Annotated in this window: 19 protein-coding genes; 17 read left to right on the top strand and 2 right to left on the bottom strand. The window is 62.2% G+C overall.

Annotated elements, in window-relative coordinates; genetic code table 11:
- Positions 1 to 93 precede the first annotated feature (93 nt).
- From hmpA to B4L76_RS08225, 13 genes are all read left to right on the top strand, one after another.
- Positions 94 to 1272, top strand: a complete 1179-nt coding sequence (gene hmpA, locus B4L76_RS08285; RefSeq protein WP_296231752.1) for an NO-inducible flavohemoprotein — start codon at positions 94 to 96, stop codon at positions 1270 to 1272.
- A gap of 494 nt (positions 1273 to 1766) precedes the next feature.
- Positions 1767 to 2273 (top strand): disulfide bond formation protein B, encoded by a 507-nt coding sequence (locus B4L76_RS08280; RefSeq protein WP_170028313.1) that lies wholly within the window; start codon positions 1767 to 1769, stop codon positions 2271 to 2273.
- Between the two features lie 558 nt (positions 2274 to 2831).
- The gene (cyoA, locus tag B4L76_RS08275; protein ID WP_015268993.1) at positions 2832 to 3776 is read left to right on the top strand and encodes a ubiquinol oxidase subunit II; all 945 of its coding nucleotides are present in this window, start codon (positions 2832 to 2834) and stop codon (positions 3774 to 3776) included.
- Between the two features lie 3 nt (positions 3777 to 3779).
- A complete protein-coding gene (cyoB, locus tag B4L76_RS08270) occupies positions 3780 to 5798 on the top strand; it encodes a cytochrome o ubiquinol oxidase subunit I (protein WP_063911280.1) in 2019 nt (672 codons plus the stop codon).
- A gap of 3 nt (positions 5799 to 5801) precedes the next feature.
- A complete protein-coding gene (gene cyoC, locus B4L76_RS08265) occupies positions 5802 to 6425 on the top strand; it encodes a cytochrome o ubiquinol oxidase subunit III (protein WP_296231751.1) in 624 nt (207 codons plus the stop codon).
- On the top strand, positions 6425 to 6757 hold the full coding sequence (gene cyoD / locus B4L76_RS08260; protein ID WP_296231750.1) for a cytochrome o ubiquinol oxidase subunit IV: 333 nt from the start codon (positions 6425 to 6427) through the stop codon (positions 6755 to 6757). The genes cyoC and cyoD overlap by 1 nt, the downstream gene beginning before the upstream one ends.
- A gap of 11 nt (positions 6758 to 6768) precedes the next feature.
- Complete coding sequence (cyoE, locus tag B4L76_RS08255) at positions 6769 to 7656, top strand: heme o synthase (protein WP_296231749.1); 888 nt, start codon at positions 6769 to 6771, stop codon at positions 7654 to 7656.
- A 267-nt stretch (positions 7657 to 7923) separates the two neighbouring features.
- Positions 7924 to 9132 carry an alanine transaminase gene (gene alaC / locus B4L76_RS08250; protein ID WP_296231748.1) on the top strand — a complete coding sequence of 403 codons (1209 nt, stop codon included), beginning with the start codon at positions 7924 to 7926 and terminating at the stop codon, positions 9130 to 9132.
- A gap of 116 nt (positions 9133 to 9248) precedes the next feature.
- Entirely contained in the window at positions 9249 to 10376 is a 1128-nt protein-coding gene (locus B4L76_RS24480) for a hypothetical protein (RefSeq protein ID WP_296231747.1), read from the top strand.
- Positions 10377 to 10535: 159 nt separating this feature from the next.
- The gene (locus tag B4L76_RS08240) at positions 10536 to 10919 is read left to right on the top strand and encodes a YkgJ family cysteine cluster protein (RefSeq protein WP_170028317.1); all 384 of its coding nucleotides are present in this window, start codon (positions 10536 to 10538) and stop codon (positions 10917 to 10919) included.
- A gap of 86 nt (positions 10920 to 11005) precedes the next feature.
- Entirely contained in the window at positions 11006 to 11569 is a 564-nt protein-coding gene (locus B4L76_RS08235) for a GNAT family N-acetyltransferase (protein WP_296231746.1), read from the top strand.
- 84 nt (positions 11570 to 11653) lie between these two features.
- Complete coding sequence (locus B4L76_RS08230; RefSeq protein WP_296231745.1) at positions 11654 to 12193, top strand: hypothetical protein; 540 nt, start codon at positions 11654 to 11656, stop codon at positions 12191 to 12193.
- 21 nt (positions 12194 to 12214) lie between these two features.
- Positions 12215 to 12601: a lysozyme inhibitor LprI family protein gene (locus tag B4L76_RS08225; protein WP_296231744.1), complete on the top strand. Its 387-nt coding sequence runs from the start codon at positions 12215 to 12217 to the stop codon at positions 12599 to 12601.
- A 106-nt stretch (positions 12602 to 12707) separates the two neighbouring features.
- On the opposite strand, the gene mnmH is transcribed toward B4L76_RS08225, so the two are convergent.
- Both mnmH and selD read right to left on the bottom strand, forming a co-directional pair.
- A complete protein-coding gene (mnmH, locus tag B4L76_RS08220; protein WP_296231743.1) occupies positions 12708 to 13820 on the bottom strand; it encodes a tRNA 2-selenouridine(34) synthase MnmH in 1113 nt (370 codons plus the stop codon).
- Positions 13820 to 14854, bottom strand: coding sequence for a selenide, water dikinase SelD (gene selD / locus B4L76_RS08215; RefSeq protein WP_296231742.1), 1035 nt, complete (start codon positions 14852 to 14854; stop codon positions 13820 to 13822). The genes mnmH and selD overlap by 1 nt, the downstream gene beginning before the upstream one ends.
- A 126-nt stretch (positions 14855 to 14980) precedes the next feature.
- On the opposite strand from selD, the gene B4L76_RS08210 reads away from it, so the two are divergent.
- Genes B4L76_RS08210 through phnE form a run of 4 tightly spaced genes read left to right on the top strand, consistent with a single transcriptional unit; the run spans position 14981 to position 18229 of the window.
- Entirely contained in the window at positions 14981 to 15835 is an 855-nt protein-coding gene (locus tag B4L76_RS08210; RefSeq protein ID WP_296231741.1) for a putative selenate ABC transporter substrate-binding protein, read from the top strand.
- Between the two features lie 14 nt (positions 15836 to 15849).
- Positions 15850 to 16644, top strand: coding sequence for a phosphonate ABC transporter ATP-binding protein (locus B4L76_RS08205; RefSeq protein ID WP_296231945.1), 795 nt, complete (start codon positions 15850 to 15852; stop codon positions 16642 to 16644).
- Positions 16638 to 17465 (top strand): PhnE/PtxC family ABC transporter permease, encoded by an 828-nt coding sequence (locus B4L76_RS08200; RefSeq protein ID WP_296231740.1) that lies wholly within the window; start codon positions 16638 to 16640, stop codon positions 17463 to 17465. Before B4L76_RS08205 ends, B4L76_RS08200 begins: the two co-directional genes overlap by 7 nt.
- Positions 17462 to 18229 (top strand): phosphonate ABC transporter, permease protein PhnE, encoded by a 768-nt coding sequence (phnE, locus tag B4L76_RS08195; protein ID WP_296231739.1) that lies wholly within the window; start codon positions 17462 to 17464, stop codon positions 18227 to 18229. The genes B4L76_RS08200 and phnE overlap by 4 nt, the downstream gene beginning before the upstream one ends.
- Positions 18230 to 18301: the final 72 nt, after the last annotated feature.

The raw sequence follows: 18301 nt of genomic DNA, 5'->3' as shown, positions 1-18301 counted from the left end.
TCAAGCCCTTGATTTTACTGAGGTTAGAACCTGGCACGATTGCTGTAATAGCCATGGCAGTCATTCGAAGCCACAGGCTCAGGAGTTGCTGCAATGCTCAATGCCGAACAACGTGCAATCATCAAGGCCACCGTCCCCCTGCTGGAAAGCGGCGGCGAAGCGCTGACCACCCACTTCTACCAAATGATGCTCAGCGAGTACCCGCAGGTGCGCCCGCTGTTCAACCAGGCCCACCAGGCCAGCGGGGATCAGCCACGCGCCCTGGCCAACGGCGTGCTGATGTATGCCCGCCATATCGACCAGCTGGAGCAGCTGGGCGGCCTGGTCGGTCAGATCATCAACAAGCACGTCGCCTTGCAGATTCTGCCGGAGCACTACCCGATCGTCGGCAGTTGCCTGCTGCGCGCCATCGAAGAGGTGCTGGGCAAGGACATCGCCACCCCCGCTGTCATCGAGGCTTGGGGCGCGGCCTATGGCCAGCTGGCCGACATCCTGATTGGCGCGGAAGAGAACCTCTACAAACAGAAGGAACAAGCCGAAGGTGGCTGGCGCGGTACCCGGGAATTCCGCCTGGTACGCCGTGAGCAGGAAAGCAGCGAGATCGTCTCGTTCTACTTTGCGCCGGTGGATGGCAAGCCGGTACTCAAGGCCGAACCTGGCCAGTACATCGGCCTGAAGCTGGACATCGACGGCGCCGAGCAGCGCCGCAACTATTCGCTGTCGGCACTCTGCGACGGCAAGGAATATCGCATCAGCGTCAAGCGCGAGGCGGGCGGCAAGGTCTCCAACTACCTCCACGACCAGCTGGCGGTTGGGGATACCCTGCAGTTGTTCCCGCCGGCCGGCGATTTCACCCTGGCTGCCAGCGACAAGCCGCTGGTTCTGATCAGCGGGGGTGTAGGCATCACCCCGACCCTGGCTATGCTGCAGGCGGCCCTGCAGACCCGGCGCGAGGTGCGTTTCATCCATTGTGCGCGTAACGGTGGCGTACATGCCTTCCGTGACTGGGTAGACGGCTTGGCTGCGCGTCATCCACAGCTCAAGCGCTTCTATTGCTATGCCGAGCCGCAAGGGGCTGCTGCGGCCGATGCCGTTGGTTTGCTCAGTGAAGAGCTGTTGGCCGAATGGCTGCCGCGCGAGCGTGACGTGGACGCCTATTTCCTCGGGCCGAAGAGCTTCATGGCGGCGATCAAGCGCCAGTTGAAAGGCCTGGGGGTACCGGAGCAGCAGAGCCGCTACGAGTTCTTCGGGCCGGCGGCTGCGCTGGAGTGATGTGACGCCTGTACCGGACTCTTCGCGGGTCTACCCGTGAAAGAGCCGGTACAGGCTTGTAACAAGAATTCATCCCAGCCGCTGGCAAGCCAGCTCCCTCGCAGTTGCTCCCGCCCGTGGGTAATCGAGAACGAAACGGTCGATTGCATTCGCTGCCTGGGGGCTGGCTTGCCAGCGGCTGGGCACGCATCACCTTAATGCCTTTATAAGGAGAGGTGAAAACCGCTGTACAGTTTTCATCTTTAATTCTCCTTTAATCACGGTATCCTTCACTCCCGGGTGTCGAGGGGCCTGGCCCTGCGCGGCACCTGGGCAGCCGCTTTTTGCCGCCCGACGTTGAACCGACGTCGCTGCGGCCGGTCTCAGCCACACCGGATAGCCCCGCGCCGCGCTATCACGCCGCTTCCTCGGCACGCTCACAGGCCTTGCTCTGCGTGTAGACTTGCGCCCAGGCAGGCGGACCACGCTGCGACTATCCATCGAAGGAACCGGCAATGAACGAACAAACATCGCGCCTTAATCGGGAACGGCGCTTCCTGGTGCTGTTGGGTCTGATCTGCATTTCGCTGATCGGCGGCGCTCTCTACATGCAGATCGTGCTCGGCGAGGCGCCGTGCCCTCTGTGCATCCTGCAGCGTTATGCTTTGTTGTTCATTGCCCTGTTCGCCTTCATCGCGGCGGCGATGCCCGGGCGCCGCAGCCTGACCTTCTTCGAGGCGCTGGTGGTGCTCAGCGCAATTGGTGGAATCGTTGCGGCCGGCAACCATGTGTATATACTCGCCAACCCCATGGTCAGTTGTGGCATCGATACCCTGCAGCCGATCGTCGACGACCTGCCGCTGGCCAAGCTCTGGCCGCTGGTATTCCAGGTCGACGGTTTCTGCAGTACGCCGTATCCACCGATCCTCGGCTTGTCGCTGGCACAATGGGCACTGCTGGCGTTCGTCCTGACAGCAGTTCTGGTTCCGCTCGGTATCTACCGCAACCGACGCCAGGCTTAGACAAAAGTACCGAGCTGCAAAGGTTCTTTTGCGCCGCGTGAGAAGAGCGAAATGTTGCTCCCCGCTTGATCCAGATCAACCTCCAGGCCTTGCAGAATGCGGCTTCGAGGGCTAGCAAGCGGGGTGCGACAAACTGTCGCGAAGTTGAATTTTCGAGCTGTATTGTTGCAGATCCTGTAAAAGACTGTTGCTCAATAAGTCATAGTCAAGGGTTGGCGACCTATCTACAATCGCCCCCAATTTCCGTTCGGCACTGCTTGCGAGTCGCAGGATTGAAGGAAGCCCCAGCGCTCCTTTTTGCTGACTTCGTCAAGTTTCGCCAAACGGCGATACCGGGCGGACCCCCCTCCGCGTTTTCCCGCACCAAATGGACTTGGTCTGAAGTACAGGCCTGTTGCCTACGAAACCATAAGCACCGCTAACCCGCTTGACGCCAAGGCCCTGCAGTCGGACCCGGGCAGGAGCGAGTACGGGCGCGAAATGCCGCACTTGGCAGGACGAAGTGTTGGCTACCAAAACACAAATTGCATTGAAGCAAGCTGATCTAGAGGTCGTGAGATGAGTAAAAAGCGTTACCCCAGACTGTTTGGCATATTGCCCTTTTTAGGCATGCTTTTACTCAGTGGGTGCAACTGGACCCTGCTCGACCCGAAGGGCCAGGTCGGCATTGAGCAAAAGAACCTGATCCTCATCGCTACCGGTCTGATGCTGCTGGTGGTGATTCCGGTCATCATCATGACCGTGGTTTTCGCCTGGAAGTACCGTGCTTCCAACAAGGCCGCCACCTACACCCCCGACTGGTCGCACTCGACCAAGATCGAAGCCGCGGTGTGGATCATCCCGATCCTGATCATCATCGCCCTGGGCTACTTCACCTACCACTCCACCCACAAGCTGGACCCGTATCGTCCGCTGGATTCCGATGTGAAGCCGGTGCAGATCGACGTGGTCGCGCTGGACTGGAAATGGCTGTTCATCTACCCGGAGCAGGGCATTGCCACGGTCAACAAGATCGTCTTCCCGGCTAACACCCCGGTCAATTTCCGCGTCACTTCCGACGCCGTGATGAACTCGTTCTTCATCCCGGGCCTGGGCGGCCAGATCTACGCCATGGCCGGCATGACCACCAAGCTGCACCTGATCGCCAACGAAAACGGCGAGTTCGACGGTATCAGCGCCAACTATAGCGGTGCTGGCTTCACCGGCATGAAATTCAAGGCTACTGCCACCTCCCAGGAAGACTTCGACAAGTGGGTCGCCGAGGTCAAGCAGTCGCCGAAGAAGCTGGACAAGGCCGAATACGACGCCTTGGCCAAACCAAGCGAAAACAACCCGGTCGCGCTGTACAGCGAGGCTTCGCCTGACCAGTTCCAGCTGATCGTCGACAAGTACGAAGGCATGAACCGCGGTCGTCCGAGCCACGAAGAAGCAGGCAGCAAAGATCTGGCCACTACCAAGGGTGTGGAATCGAGTATGCAACCAGCTGCCGGTGCAGAGGAGTAAGAGATGTTCGGTAAACTAAGCCTGGAGGCGATACCCTATCACGAGCCGATAGTCATGGTGACACTTGCCATGATTGCGCTCGGTGGTATCGCTGTCGTCGGTGCTATCACCTACTTCCGCAAGTGGACCTACTTGTGGACCGAGTGGTTGACGACTGTCGACCACAAGAAGATCGGGGTGATGTACATCATCGTCGCGATGGTCATGCTGCTGCGCGGCTTCGCCGACGCCATCATGATGCGTACCCAGCTGGCTGCCGCTACCGGTGGCTCCGAAGGCTACCTGCCGCCTGAACACTATGACCAGATCTTCACCGCTCACGGTGTGATCATGATCATCTTCATGGCGATGCCGTTCTTCACCGGCCTGATGAACCTGGCGGTTCCTCTGCAGATCGGTGCACGTGACGTTGCCTTCCCGTTCCTGAACTCGCTGAGCTTCTACCTGCTGCTGGCAGGCGTGCTGCTGGTCAACATCTCGCTGGGCGTTGGTGAATTCGCCAAGACCGGCTGGGTTGCCTACCCGCCGCTCGCGGGCATTCAGTACAGCCCTGGGGTGGGTGTCGACTACTACATCTGGGCGCTACAGCTATCAGGCCTGGGTACGACGCTTACCGGTGTGAACTTCCTCGTCACCGTGATGAAGATGCGCGCACCTGGCATGAAGCTGATGGACATGCCGATCTTCACCTGGACCTGCACCTGGGCCAACGTGCTGATCGTTGCTTCCTTCCCGATCCTGACCGCTGCACTCGCCCTGCTGACTGTTGACCGTTATCTGGACTTCCACATCTTCACCAACGAGCTTGGTGGGAACCCGATGATGTACGTCAACCTGTTCTGGGCCTGGGGTCACCCTGAGGTTTACATCCTGATCCTGCCGGCCTTCGGTGTGTTCTCGGAAGTCACCTCGACCTTCTCCGGCAAGCGTCTGTTCGGCCACCACTCGATGATCTATGCATCGGGCGCCATCGCCGTGCTGGGCTTCGCTGTATGGCTGCACCACTTCTTCACCATGGGTGCCGGCGCCAGCGTCAACACCTTCTTCGGCCTGGCGACGATGCTGATCTCCATTCCGACCGGTGTGAAGCTGTTCAACTGGCTGTTCACCATCTACCAGGGCCGTCTGCGCTTCACCGCGCCGATCATGTGGACCCTGGGCTTCATGATCACCTTCTCCATCGGTGGCATGACTGGCGTTCTGCTGGCTGTTCCGGGTGCTGACTTCGTCCTGCACAACAGCCTGTTCGTGATTGCCCACTTCCACAACGTGATCATCGGTGGTGCGGTATTCGGCTACATCGCCGGCTTCGCCTACTGGTTCCCGAAAGCCTTCGGTTTCACCCTGAACGAGAAGTGGGGCAAAGCTGCCTTCTGGTTCTGGATCTCGGGCTTCTACGTAGCGTTCATGCCGCTGTACGCCCTGGGCTTCATGGGCATGACCCGTCGTCTGAACCACTCCGACAACCCGCTGTGGGAACCCTACCTGTACGTAGCCGTGGTCGGCGCCGTGCTGATCCTGTTCGGTATCGCCTGCCAGCTGATCCAGCTGTACGTATCGGTTCGCGACCGCAACCAGAACCTGGACGTGACCGGCGACCCATGGGGCGGCCGTACCCTGGAATGGTCGACTTCGTCGCCACCTCCGTTCTACAACTTCGCCCACATGCCTGAGAAGGTTGGCCTGGACGCCTGGCACGAAGCCAAGGAAGCCGGTGTTGCCTACAAGCCAGCGGCCAAGTACGAAGCGATCCACATGCCGAGCAATACCTCCACCGGTTTGTTCATGGGCCTGTTCCTGACCGTCTTCGGCTTCGCCTTCATCTGGCACATCTGGTGGCTGGTTGGCGCGAGCCTGGTTGCAACCATCGCTGTCTTCGTTCGCCACGCGGCGCGTGACGACCAGGGCTACATGGTTCCGGCCGAAGAAGTGGCGCGCATCGAAGGCGAGCGCATGAAAGCGCTGGCCAAAGCAGGTGCTCTGCCTGCCGGCGCACGTGTCGAATCGTTTGAGCGGGTGTAATCAATGTCCAGTCAAGTAATGCACGGTGCTGCTCATGGTCACGACCATGGGCATGACGACCACCACCACGACTCGGGCCAGATGACCGTACTGGGTTTCTGGCTGTACCTGATGACCGACTGCATCCTGTTTGCGTCGCTCTTCGCCACCTACGCGGTGCTGTCCGGCAGTTTTGCCGGCGGCCCGTCGGGTCATGACATCTTCCAGCTCGATTTCGTAGCTGTTGAAACGCTGTTCCTGCTGCTGTCCTCGATCACCTTCGGCTTCGCCATGCTGAAGATGTTCGATGGCAAGAAAGCTGGCGTACTGGGCTGGTTGGCTGTGACCTTCCTGTTCGGTGCAGCCTTCATCGCGATGGAAATCTATGAATTCCATCACCTGATCGGCGAAGGCTTCGGCCCGAACCGCAGTGGTTTCCTGTCGGGCTTCTTCGCCCTGGTAGGTACCCACGGCCTGCACGTGACCGCCGGCCTGATCTGGATGGCAGTCATGATGTACCAGATCAACAAGCACGGCATCACGCCGACCGCCAAGACCCGCATGAGCTGCCTGAGCCTGTTCTGGCACTTCCTGGACGTGGTCTGGATCTGCGTATTCACCGTCGTCTACCTGCTGGGAGTTCTGTAATGGCTAACGCACACGACACTCATCACGAAGGTAACCACGGCAGCGTCAAGTCGTACATGATCGGCTTCATCCTGTCGATCATCCTGACCGCGATCCCGTTCGGCCTGGCCATGTCGCCAAGCCTGCCGAAGAACCTGACCGTTCTGATCATTGTTGCCATGGCCGTGATCCAGGTAGTGGTACACCTCGTGTACTTCCTGCACATGGACCGCTCGAAAGAGCAACGCAACAACGTATCGACGTTCCTGTTCACCACTTTGGTGATCGCTCTGCTTGTCGGCCTGTCGCTGTGGATCATGTTCAGCATCCACCTCGAAATGTTGGCCAAGTGAGGTAAGACTGCATGTCCGTTAAGCACTTTATCCAAATCACCAAACCGGGGATCATTTTCGGTAACGTGCTTTCCGTGGCAGGCGGTTTCTTCCTTGCCGCGAAGGGCCATGTGGATTTCGCCCTGTTCCTGGCGGTAGTAGTGGGAACCTCCCTGGTCGTCGCCTCCGGTTGCGTGTTCAACAACTGCATCGACCGCGACATCGACCAGAAAATGGAGCGCACCAAGAACCGCGTCATGGTCCAGGGCGGCATGCCGCTGCCCCTCGCGCTGATCTACGCCACCCTGCTCGGGGTGGCGGGTTTCAGCCTGCTGTATGTCCAGGCCAACCCGCTGTCGGCGTTCTGCGCGCTGGTCGGCTTCATCGTCTACGTCGGTTTCTACAGCCTGTGGCTGAAGCGTAAATCGGTGCACGGCACCCTGGTCGGCAGCCTGTCGGGTGCCATGCCTCCAGTGATCGGCTACTGCGCCGTGAGCAACAGCTTCGACCTGGCTGCGGTCACCCTGCTGGTGATGTTCAGCCTGTGGCAGATGCCGCACAGCTTTGCCATCGCGATCTTCCGCTTCAAGGATTACAGCGCAGCCAACATTCCGGTCCTGCCGGTGGCGCGCGGTGTTCTGGCGGCGAAGAAGCAGATCGTGCTGTACGTACTGGCCTTCGTTCTCGCCACCCTGATGCTTACCCTCGGCGGTTACGCCGGCCTCGGCTACCTGGCCGTGGCAGCCGCCATGGGCCTGTACTGGCTGTACATGGCCTGGGGTGGCTACAAGGCCGAGGACGACAGCAAGTGGGCGCGCAAGGTGTTCGGCTTCTCCATCCTCACCGTCACCGCGCTTAGCGTGATGATGGGGGTGGACAGCCAGACCGCTGCGGACGTGCTGATGACTTACGCACGCTGAGACTGCTGCCTGTTTCACGAAAACCCCGGGCATGGTGCCGGGGTTTTTTTATGCCTGTATCGGGCCCCGTCGCTGGCTCGTCGGCGATAGGGACAGGCCTGGCAACAATAATCACCACGTTTTCGAACAATAGATCTGAAAATGTCGGTAAAAACAGGAAATTATCCTTTACAGAATCGCTCATTCGGGACTATCTTCTGTTTCAGGCCGCCACATCGGCCAACGTCGCTCGGACGGTTCCGGGCGCTTACGTACTCAGAGGAAGCCATGGCCAACCCAGGTTCGCCGCGCCGCTTTGCGCGCATCGATCGTCTCCCCCCTTACGTCTTCAACATCACCGCCGAGCTCAAGATGGCGGCCCGCCGCCGTGGCGAGGACATCATCGACCTGAGCATGGGCAACCCCGATGGCGCCACGCCGTCGCACATTGTCGAGAAGCTGGTGCAGGTCGCCCAGCGCGAAGACACCCACGGCTATTCCACCTCTCGCGGTATCCCGCGTCTGCGCCGGGCCATTTCCAACTGGTACAAGGAACGCTACGAGGTCGCCATCGACCCGGAAAGCGAAGCCATCGTCACCATCGGCTCGAAAGAAGGCCTGGCGCACCTGATGCTGGCCACGCTCGACCAGGGCGATACGGTGCTGGTGCCCAACCCCAGCTACCCGATCCACATCTATGGTGCGGTGATCGCTGGGGCTCAGGTGCGTTCGGTGCCGCTGGTGCCGGGGGTGGACTTCTTCAATGAACTCGAACGGGCCATTCGCGAGTCGATCCCCAAGCCGAAGATGATGATCCTTGGCTTCCCGTCCAACCCCACCGCGCAGTGCGTGGAGTTGGATTTCTTCGAGCGCGTGGTGGCCCTGGCCAAGCAGTATGGGGTACTGGTAGTGCATGACCTGGCCTATGCCGACATCGTCTACGACGGCTGGAAAGCGCCGTCGATCATGCAGGTGCCGGGGGCCAAGGACATCGCGGTGGAGTTCTTCACCCTGTCCAAGAGCTACAACATGGCCGGCTGGCGGATCGGCTTCATGGTCGGCAACCCCGAGCTGGTCAGTGCCCTGGCGCGGATCAAGAGCTACCACGACTACGGCACCTTCACCCCGCTGCAGGTAGCCGCCATCGCTGCGCTGGAGGGTGACCAGCAATGTGTGCGCGACATTGCCGAGCAATACCGTCAGCGCCGCAACCTGTTGGTGAAAGGCTTGCACGAGCTGGGTTGGATGGTCGAGAACCCCAAGGCCTCGATGTACGTGTGGGCGAAGATTCCAGCGGAGTATGCGCACCTGGGTTCGCTGGAGTTTTCCAAGAAGCTGCTGGCCGAGGCCAAGGTGTGTGTGTCGCCGGGGATCGGCTTCGGTGACTACGGTGATGACCACGTACGCTTTGCCCTGATCGAGAACCAGGACCGCATCCGCCAGGCGATCCGCGGGATACGGCAGATGTTCCGGGCCGATGGCCTGGCCCGCAGGTAATCACTGTTGGGGCTGCACAGCAGCCCCGATTCCGCAGCAGAGGTGAGCTTTCCGCCTGCGTTCCGTCAGTATGCCAACTTATTTTCAGCACTCATTTCTCACTACAGAGACTGCCCATGAGTGTTTTCACCGCCTATTTCTGCGGCACCGGCTCCCACCGCTTCGACCACGCCAACCCCAATTTCTGGAACGGCGAGCTGGTATCTACCTTGGCCAGCAACGACCAAGGCCGCGAGTTCGCCCATTGGATCGCCGTGGATGGCCCCGGCAGCGGCAACCTTCAGGATGACAACCTGTTCGTCGAGCCCGGCGGTTATTTCAACTGGACCGGCCAGCTGTTTGGGCATGGCTGGGAAGAGAACGTCAAACATGTGCTGCAGGTGATCAAAGGCGAAAGCAACTGGCAACGTACCAAGCTGAGCGAGCAAGAGTACCAGCGCCTGAAAGATGCCGGGGTACCTGTTCCGGACCCTTCTTCCTCCGCTTCCTGGTTCTGGCGCACCTACGACTATGGTGACCGCCATCCGACGCCCCAGGAGCTGCAGGAACAGATCATCAGCATGTTTCGCAAGCCGCGCATTCCGACTCAAGTCAATCTGGTTGGCTGGAGCAGGGGAGGGATAAGCTGCCACATGTTGGCCAATGCCATGGCTCAGGATCCGGTGTTGCGCGACATACCCGTGAACATCTTCGCCATCGATCCGGTGCCCGGGGTCGGCAATGTCCAGGCCGAGCGCGTGACGTTGGCGGATAACGTCAGAGAATACGTAGGTTTCTACTCGCGGGATGAGCGCTCCAAAGGTTTTGCCTGTGTGATCCCTTCGGTCGCAAGCGGGACGCAGATCAGCATCTACCCCATGCCAGGCCGCCACGCCACGCTCGTCGGCAACGCTTCGGTGGACGGCGCCGGTGCCGGCGAGGTGCTGGTGGAACCGGGGCTGATCGTTCGTCATTTCGCCGAGGTGTGCCTGACCCGCTGGGGTGCGCAGCTCGACAAGCGCCTGGCACTGGACGACAGCCAGCTGATGAAATATCACCAGGTGATGGCGGCAGCGGACAGCCAATATCAGGCCATGCGCAGCAAGTCCTACACCGTACTCACCGAGGGTGAGCCGAACGACCGCCTGGTGCACTGTGGCGAAGCGCGCACCTACTTCAGCAAAGTGCAGGGCAGTGATTATGACCCGAGCGCAGGGCTTGCTCTGCAGCGCGTGGATGCCGCGACCTACAAGGCCATCTGCTGACAAAAACGGGCGATCGGCAGCGCTGCCGGTCGCCTTTGGCAGGCCGCCGGATCAGCGGCAAATATTTTTGCATTGCCCCCCTATCCAGCAGCCCCGGCTTGGATTGAAAATGGCGCCGCGGGCCAGCCCCGATAACAACAACCTTCCCTCCGTGCCATCATGTCCGAATATAACCCTTGCCTTGACTGCGGCGCCTGCTGCGGGTACTTCCGTGTGTCCTTCTTCTGGGGCGAATGCCAGTCTTCAGGCGGCCTGGTACCGGACGACCTGGTGGTTCAGATCAATCCCACCCGTGTTGCCATGATCGGCACCGACGCCAAGCCATGCCGCTGTATCAGCCTGCAGGGCGAGATCGGCCAGCAGGTGGCGTGTACCATCTACGCCAACCGCTCCAGCCCCTGCCGCGAGTTCGAAGCGTCGTGGGTGGGTGGGGTACATAACCCCAGCTGCGACGATGCGCGGGCCGCGTATGGGCTGCCACCGCTGACCCCGCCGGGGGCCAACGAGCCGCACTGGCCGGATGATGGGGCCGAGGTGGCCTGACCGCCAGCCTGTGCCGGCCCCGGATGCCTGGACCCTGTGCTTGACGTTAAACTGTCATTTCCCCAGCCATGGACAGGAGATCCGGCGTGACCCCACCTCGCAGTTTCCCCAGTGACCTCTGCCTTGAAAGCCCACGCCTGCAATTGCGCCCGATGCGTCATGCCGATGCCGCGCAATGGCTGGCGATCATGGCCGACCCCGAAGTCATGCGTTATTGGCATCATGCCCCCTGGCAAGACCTGGCCGAAGCTGAAAGCGCCCTGGCCGCAGATCGCGAAGCCTATGCCAACGGTGACCAGCTCAAGCTGGGCATGTACCGGCGCGACAACGGTGAACTGATCGGCATGGTCCAACTGTTCAACATCGACGATGTCTCGCGTCGTGGCGAGATCGGTTATTGCCTGGCCAGCGCAGTGCAGGGCCGAGGCTACATGGACGAGGCGCTGACCTGCTTCATCGACTACCTCGCCAACACCCTGCACATGCGCCGCCTGGAAGGCGAAATCGACCCGCGTAATCAAGGGTCGGCACGTACCCTCGAACGCCAGGGCTTCGTGCTCGAGGGTACCCTGCGCGCGCGCTGGTGCGTGGCTGGCGAGCTGTCCGATTCCGGTATCTATGGCCTGCTACTGGAGCCGCCGGTTGCCTGACCGCATGACATCTCATCGAAGGTTTGGAAGCGCGGCAGGGCCTGGGTTATGGTCGCAGCCTGTTCCTTTCCCCAGGTATGCCCCTTGCCCGTTTTCTACCTGAGCGCCAGCTTGCTGCTGTACGTGCTCGCACTGTTCTTCGATGGCGCGCTGATGAGTGGCGAGCGTCACATGCCGGCCTTGCAGATGCTCTTGTACGGGCCATGGGGCCTGCCTTTCGGGATGTATCAGTGGTTCGCCAACCCATTGCTGGGGCTGGCGATCCTGGCCCATCGACGGTTCCGCCGGCTGGCGTTCCTGGCTGGGCTGGTTGCGCTGTACCTGGCTGCCAGCAGTTTCGGAATTGACCGCTTGCCGGACAACCAGAGCTACGCGTTTCATGAGCGTACCGGCTTTGGTGCCGGGTTCTACCTGTGGCTGGCGGCGATCATGGTCTTTTGCCTGGGACAGGCCTGGTATTGCTGGAAGGCGCGCAGTGCCGCCGATATGCCGGGCTGGAGCTGGCTAGACGTGGTGCTGGTTGCGGCGTTGGGCGTGGTGCTCTATGCCGCGACGCAGATGCCGACGTTGCGCTTTGAGCCGGGCAGGGTGCTGATGCCGCCGGAGCAGCCGCAGACGCTTTGAAATCCCACAAGGAGAGTTTGCATGATCAAGCATTACCTGGCAGGTCTGGCATTGGCCTGCTCGCTGTCATCGGCAATGGCCGATGACTACACGGCGGCCTATGGCCAATGCATGGACAAGGCCTCCAGCACCGTGGCCATGAGTGACTGCATCAAGACCGAAACGCATGTGCAGGACCAACGCCTGAACCGGGTGTACAAGCAACTGATGGGCAAGCTCGATGCCGGGCAGCAGAAGAGCCTGCGGGATGTGCAGCGCACGTGGCTGGCTTACCGCGATGGCAATTGCCAGTTCCATGTGCAGGCCAGTGGCGGAACCATGGCGGCACTGCAAGGTGGTACATGCCTGATGGACATGACCCGTGACCGCGCCGCGGAGCTGGAGCGGTTGCTCAGCCCCGGGCAGTGAGTAGCCGACCGAGGCCTCTTCGCGGGTGAACCCGCTTCCACAGGGACTGTGTGGGCGCCAGGTGGGAGCGGGTTTGCCGGTGATGGGGCGCAAGGCTCCCCGGCTTCTACTTGTGCGGTGTGCGTAGCGCCCGGGCCTTTAGGTACTCGCGTACTTCCACGGCATCTCCGGCAAACTCGATACGCTCTGCCTTGGCTGCGCGCTGGTAGGCGTACATCGGGTCGTAGTACTCGTTCAGCAGGCCTTCGATCCAGCCTCGATGCAAGTCCACCGCACCGCTGCGCTGCTGCTCCTCAAGGGCCTGCCGCAGGATGTCCGACAGGCGCTGATAGCGTTCGCCGCCCAAGCGCTTGTAGATGTTCGCCATGCTCTGCAGCAGACGCTCGGCGAACAACCGGCGGCCGTCTTCTTCGCCATGCACGCTGACGAACTCGGCGCTCAGGTTGATCACGTAATCACGCAGGATGCGCTCCACGCGGTTGGCGAACGTATCTTCCAGCCACACCAGTGGGTACTGCTGCATGCCCTGGTATAGCTCCAGCGGTACCGTGCAGCTGCCGACAATGCGGCCTTCATCTTCCAATACGAACTGCTCGATGCCGCGGGCACGTTTCTTCAGTACATCGATGGCCAGCTGGTTCTCGAAGTCGATCTGTGCCGGCTGTGCGGTGGCGCGCTTGCCGAAGCTGGAGCCGCGATGGTTGGCGTGGCCTTCCAGGTCGAGCACATTGCCCAGCTGGTGCAGCACGTCAGTCTTGCCGGTACCGGTCAGGCCGCCAATCAGCACGAAATCACATTGCTTCACGGCCTGCTGAGTGGTTTCCAGCAGGAAGGAACGCATGGCTTTGTAGCCACCTTTGACCCGCGGGTACTGGATGCCTGCTTCATCACGCAGCCAGCCCTGCACGATCTGCGAGCGCAAGCCACCACGGAAGCAATACAGGTAACTCTCCGGGTGAGCCTGGGCAAATGCCGCCCAGGCCTCCAGGCGCGCCTGTCTGGTGGCGCCACTGACCAGCTGGTGGCCCAGGGCGATGGCGGCGGCCTGGCCCTGCTGCTTGTAGCAGGTACCGACCTTCTGGCGTTCCTGATCGGTCATCAGCGGCAGGTTGACGGCGCCGGGGAAGGCGCCCTTGGCAAATTCGATGGGCGCGCGCATGTCCATCATCGGCACGTCATCGAGGAACAGCTGGCGGAAGTCGGTGCAGTCGGGGCGCATCAGATCACCTCGACCGCGTGGCTCTGTCGCTCGACCAACTGGCCGATCGCTGCCAATTGCAGGCCCAGCCTGTCGGCTTCGGCGAGGAACTCGGCTTCCCCGTCAGGGGCGACCGCCACCAGCAGGCCGCCGCTGGTTTGTGGGTCGCACAGCAGGTGTTTCTGGTCGTCAGTGAGGGCGCCGATCTTGTGCCCGTAGCTGTCGAAGTTGCGCAGGGTACCGCCAGGGATGCAGCCCTCGGCCAGGTAGTGTTCGACACTCGGCAGCCGTGGCACTTTTGTGTAGTCCAGGTGCGCGGTAAGGCCACTGCCTTCGGCCAGCTCCACCAGGTGGCCGAGCAGGCCAAAGCCGGTGACGTCGGTCATTGCCTTGACCCCGTCGAGCTTGCCGAAGCGGCTGCCAGGGGTGTTGAGGGTGCACATCCAGTCGCGGGCCAGGCCCTGGTCCTGTGGGCGCAGCTTGGCCTTTTTCTCGGCGGTGGTGAGGATGCCGATGCCCAGCGGCTTGGTCAGGTACAGGCGGCAGCCTGCGCTGGCGGTGTCGTTGCGCTTGAGGTGGCGCTTGTTCACCACGCCGGTGACAGCAAGGCCGAAGATCGGTTCGGGGGCGTCGATGGAGTGGCCGCCGGCCAGCGGGATACCGGCTTCGGCGCACACCGCACGGCCGCCGCGGATCACTTCGCGGGCTACTTCCGGCGGCAGCACATTGACCGGCCAGCCGAGGATGGCAATGGCCATCAGCGGGTCGCCGCCCATGGCATAGATATCGCTGATGGCGTTGGTGGCGGCGATGCGGCCGAAGTCGTAGGGGTCATCGACGATCGGCATGAAGAAGTCGGTGGTCGAGACCACGCCACGCTCATCGTCCAGCGCATACACGGCAGCGTCGTCACGCGAGGCATTGCCGACCCACAGCTTCGGGTCCAGTGCCTGGGCGCCGCTTTCGGCGAGGATCACATCCAGCACCTTGGGGGAGATCTTGCAGCCACAGCCGGCACCATGGCTGTACTGGGTCAGGCGAATCGGCTCGCTCATGTGTACCTCGGCAGGTCAAATTATTGCGCGATTGTAGCAAAGCTGGCCTTTGTGCCTGCGCCTCTTATAATCCACGTGGTCGGCTCAAAGGCCGGCCTTTCCCCGCTATTGAACCGGAGAACACCCATGCTCAAACGCCCCCTGGCGCTCGCCGCCGGCCTCGTGCTGTCCTGCTGTGCCGTAGTCGCCCAGGCTGCTGAAACCCTGCGGGTCAGTGCCATTCCCGACGAAGCGCCGACCGAACTGCAGCGCAAGTTCAAGCCATTGGGCGAATACCTGGCCAGGCAGCTGGGCATGGAAGTGAAGTTCGTGCCGGTCGCCGACTACCCGGCAGTGGTGGAGTCGCTGGCCTCCGATCGCCTGGACCTGGCCTGGCTGGGTGGGTTCACCTTCGTCCAGGTACACTTGAAGGACCCGACCGCCACGCCGCTGGTGCAGCGTGAGCAGGATGCCCAGTTCACCTCCAAGTTCATCACCGCCAACCCCGACGTGAAAAGCCTGGCCGACCTCAAGGGCAAGTCGTTTGCCTTCGGCTCCATCTCGTCCACCTCGGGCAGCCTGATGCCGCGTTACTTCATGCTCAAGCAGGACGGCATCAAGCCTGAGAACTACTTCAGCCGAGTGGCCTATTCCGGCGCCCACGATGCGACCGTGGCCTGGGTGCAAGCCGGCAAGGTCGATGGCGGCGTGCTCAATGCCAGTGTCTGGCAGAAGCTGGTCGATGCCGGCAAGGTCGACACCGCCAAGGTGAGGGTGTTCGCTACCACCCCGACCTACTTCGACTACAACTGGACCGTGCGCGGCAACATGGATCCGGCGCTGAAGGAAAAGATCAGGAAGGCATTCCTCGACCTCGACCCGGCCAACCCGGAGCACAAGGCCATTCTCGACCTGCAGGCGGCCAGCCGCTTCATCGAGACCAAGCCTGAGAACTACGTGGGCACCGAGCAGGCTGCACGCGAGGCCGGCCTGCTCAAGTGACGGTCTCCGGCGAAGTGGCTATCCAGCTGTACGGCGCCGGCCTGTGCCATGGCCAGGTGCGTGCGCTTGAAGCGGTGAACCTGCGCATCTGCCAGGGCGAACGCGTCGCCATCATCGGGCCGTCGGGGGCCGGCAAGTCCAGCTTGCTGCACCTGATGGCCACGGCGCTCCAGCCCAGCAGCGGGCGCCTGGAGCTACTGGGCGAACAGCCCTGGGCGTTGTCTGCCAGGGCGCGGCAGCGCCTGCGTGCGCGGGTCGGCCTGGTGCATCAGGCCCCGCCGTTGCCGCTGCGCCAGCGCGTGGTGACGGCGGTGCTGGCCGGCCGCCTGGGGCAGTGGGGCGTGCTGCGAGGCTTGCTCAACCTGTTGTACCCCAGCGATGTGCCTGGCGCGCGCCAGGCCCTGGCCGAGTTGGGGCTGGCCGACAAACTGTTCGTGCAGTGTGGGCAATTGTCCGGCGGCCAGTTGCAGCGTGTGGGCATTGCCCGGGCGTTGTACCAGCAGCCGCAAGTGTTGTTGACCGATGAGCCGGTGTCGGCCATGGACCCAGTGCTGGCTGACCACAGCCTGGCCTTGCTCAACCGTCACGCCCAGGCCAATGGCGTGACCCTGGTGGCCAGCCTGCACGCGGTGGAACTGGCGCTGGCGCACTTTCCGCGAGTGATTGGCATTCGCGAAGGGCAGGTGGTGTTCGACTGCCCGGCGCAAGCGGTGACCGAGCAGTTGCTCGATGCGCTGTATGCCAATGAACAGCTGGTGCCGACGCCGCCTCAGGGGCCGACGCTGACCGTGCAGATTCCGCGATGCTGAAGGCTGACGAGCGCGACCCGGCCTTGCTGCCGAGGTTGCTGCTGGCCCTGCTGGCGGTTCTGGTGTTGTGGCCGGGCGTGCAACTGAGCGAGCTCAACCCCGGGGTACTGCTACAGGCGCAGAACCGCCAGCAGATCGCCAGTTTTACCAGCGCCTTCTGGCCGCCGGCTCACACTGCAGATTTCCTGGCGTTGCTGTCTGAAGCCACCTTGCAGACCCTGGCCGTGGCCACCGCCGGAATGGCGTTGGCCTTGTTGCTGGCGGTCCCTGCCGGGCTGCTGGCCAGCCGGGCCCTGTCGTTGCGCGCGGCCTCGCGTGGTGGTCGTGCGGGGCTGTGGTCACGCATGCTGCGCCTGCCGGTGCGCTGGCTGCTGATATTCCTGCGCAGCGTGCCGGAAATCGTCTGGGCGTTGTTGTTCGTGCGGGCTGTCGGGCTGGGGCCGACCGCCGGTGTGCTGGCTATCGCCATTACCTACAGCGGCATGCTCGGCAAGGTCTACGCCGAAATCTTCGAGTCGGTCGACCAGCGCCCGGCCCATGCGCTGCTGCAGGCGGGCAGTGGCAGGTTGGCGGCATTTCTCTACGGCATCCTGCCCAGCGCTGCATCGGAAGTGGTGTCGTATACCGTGTATCGCTGGGAGTGTGCGGTAAGGGCCTCGGTGGTGATGGGCTTCGTCGGTGCCGGTGGGCTAGGGCAGCAGATCGACCTGTCGATGCGCATGTTCGCGGGAGCGGAAGTGGCGAGCATGCTGCTGACGTTCCTGCTGCTGGTGATGCTGGCCGACCTGTTCAGCCGCTTGTTGCGCTGGAGGCTGGCATGAACCGGGCGATCAACCTGCTGCTGCTCGGGGCCATGATCGCCGCGGTGGTGGCCTCGTTCGCGTACCTTGAGCTGGACTGGCAAGCGCTGTTCGGCAATGGCGGGCTGGGGCAGATGGCGGAATACGCCGGGCGTTTTCTGCAGCCGGACCTGTCTGCCGGGCATTTGCGCGCGGTCGCGCATGGCGCGTTGGAAACCTTGGCCATGTCGGGGCTGGGCACTTTGTTGGCCATGTTGTTGGGCCTGGCGCTGGCGCTACCGGCCGCGGGCCGCTTCGGTTGGCCGCTGCAGGGCTGTGCGCGGTTGCTGCTCAATGCCCTGCGGGCCATTCCGGAACTGGTGTGGGCCGCGCTGACGGTGCTGGCAGCTGGGCTGGGGCCCAATGCCGGTACCCTGGCCCTGGCGCTGCATACCGCCGGGGTGCTGGGGCGGCTGTTTGCCGAGGCCCTGGAGAACGCGCCACCAGAGCCGGCGACGGCCATCCGCCTGCAGGGTGGCAGCCAGCTGGCAGCGTTCTGTTTCGGCACCTTGCCCAACCTGTGGCCGCAGTTGCTGGCCTACAGCTTGTACCGCTGGGAGAACAACATCCGCATGGCCAGTGTGCTGGGGTTCGTCGGGGCGGGTGGCCTGGGGCAGATGCTCTACACCACCTTGAGCCTGTTCCAGGAGGCCCAGGCCAGCACGGTGATCATGGGCATGCTGGTGCTGGTATTGCTGGTGGATGCCTTGAGTGATGTGCTGCGCCAGCGCTACGTGCGCGCCTGATCGGTAGCCGGGGCGCGTTGCGCCTGCATCCAGGCTGGCACCGGCTCGGGTGTGCGCGGCTGAAGCCGCTTT

The organism is Pseudomonas sp. UBA4617 (genome assembly GCF_002386445.1).
Lineage (GTDB): Bacteria > Pseudomonadota > Gammaproteobacteria > Pseudomonadales > Pseudomonadaceae > Aquipseudomonas.
The sequence above is the reverse complement of the archived record's forward strand: the minus strand, read 5'-3'. Positions and strand labels throughout refer to the sequence as shown.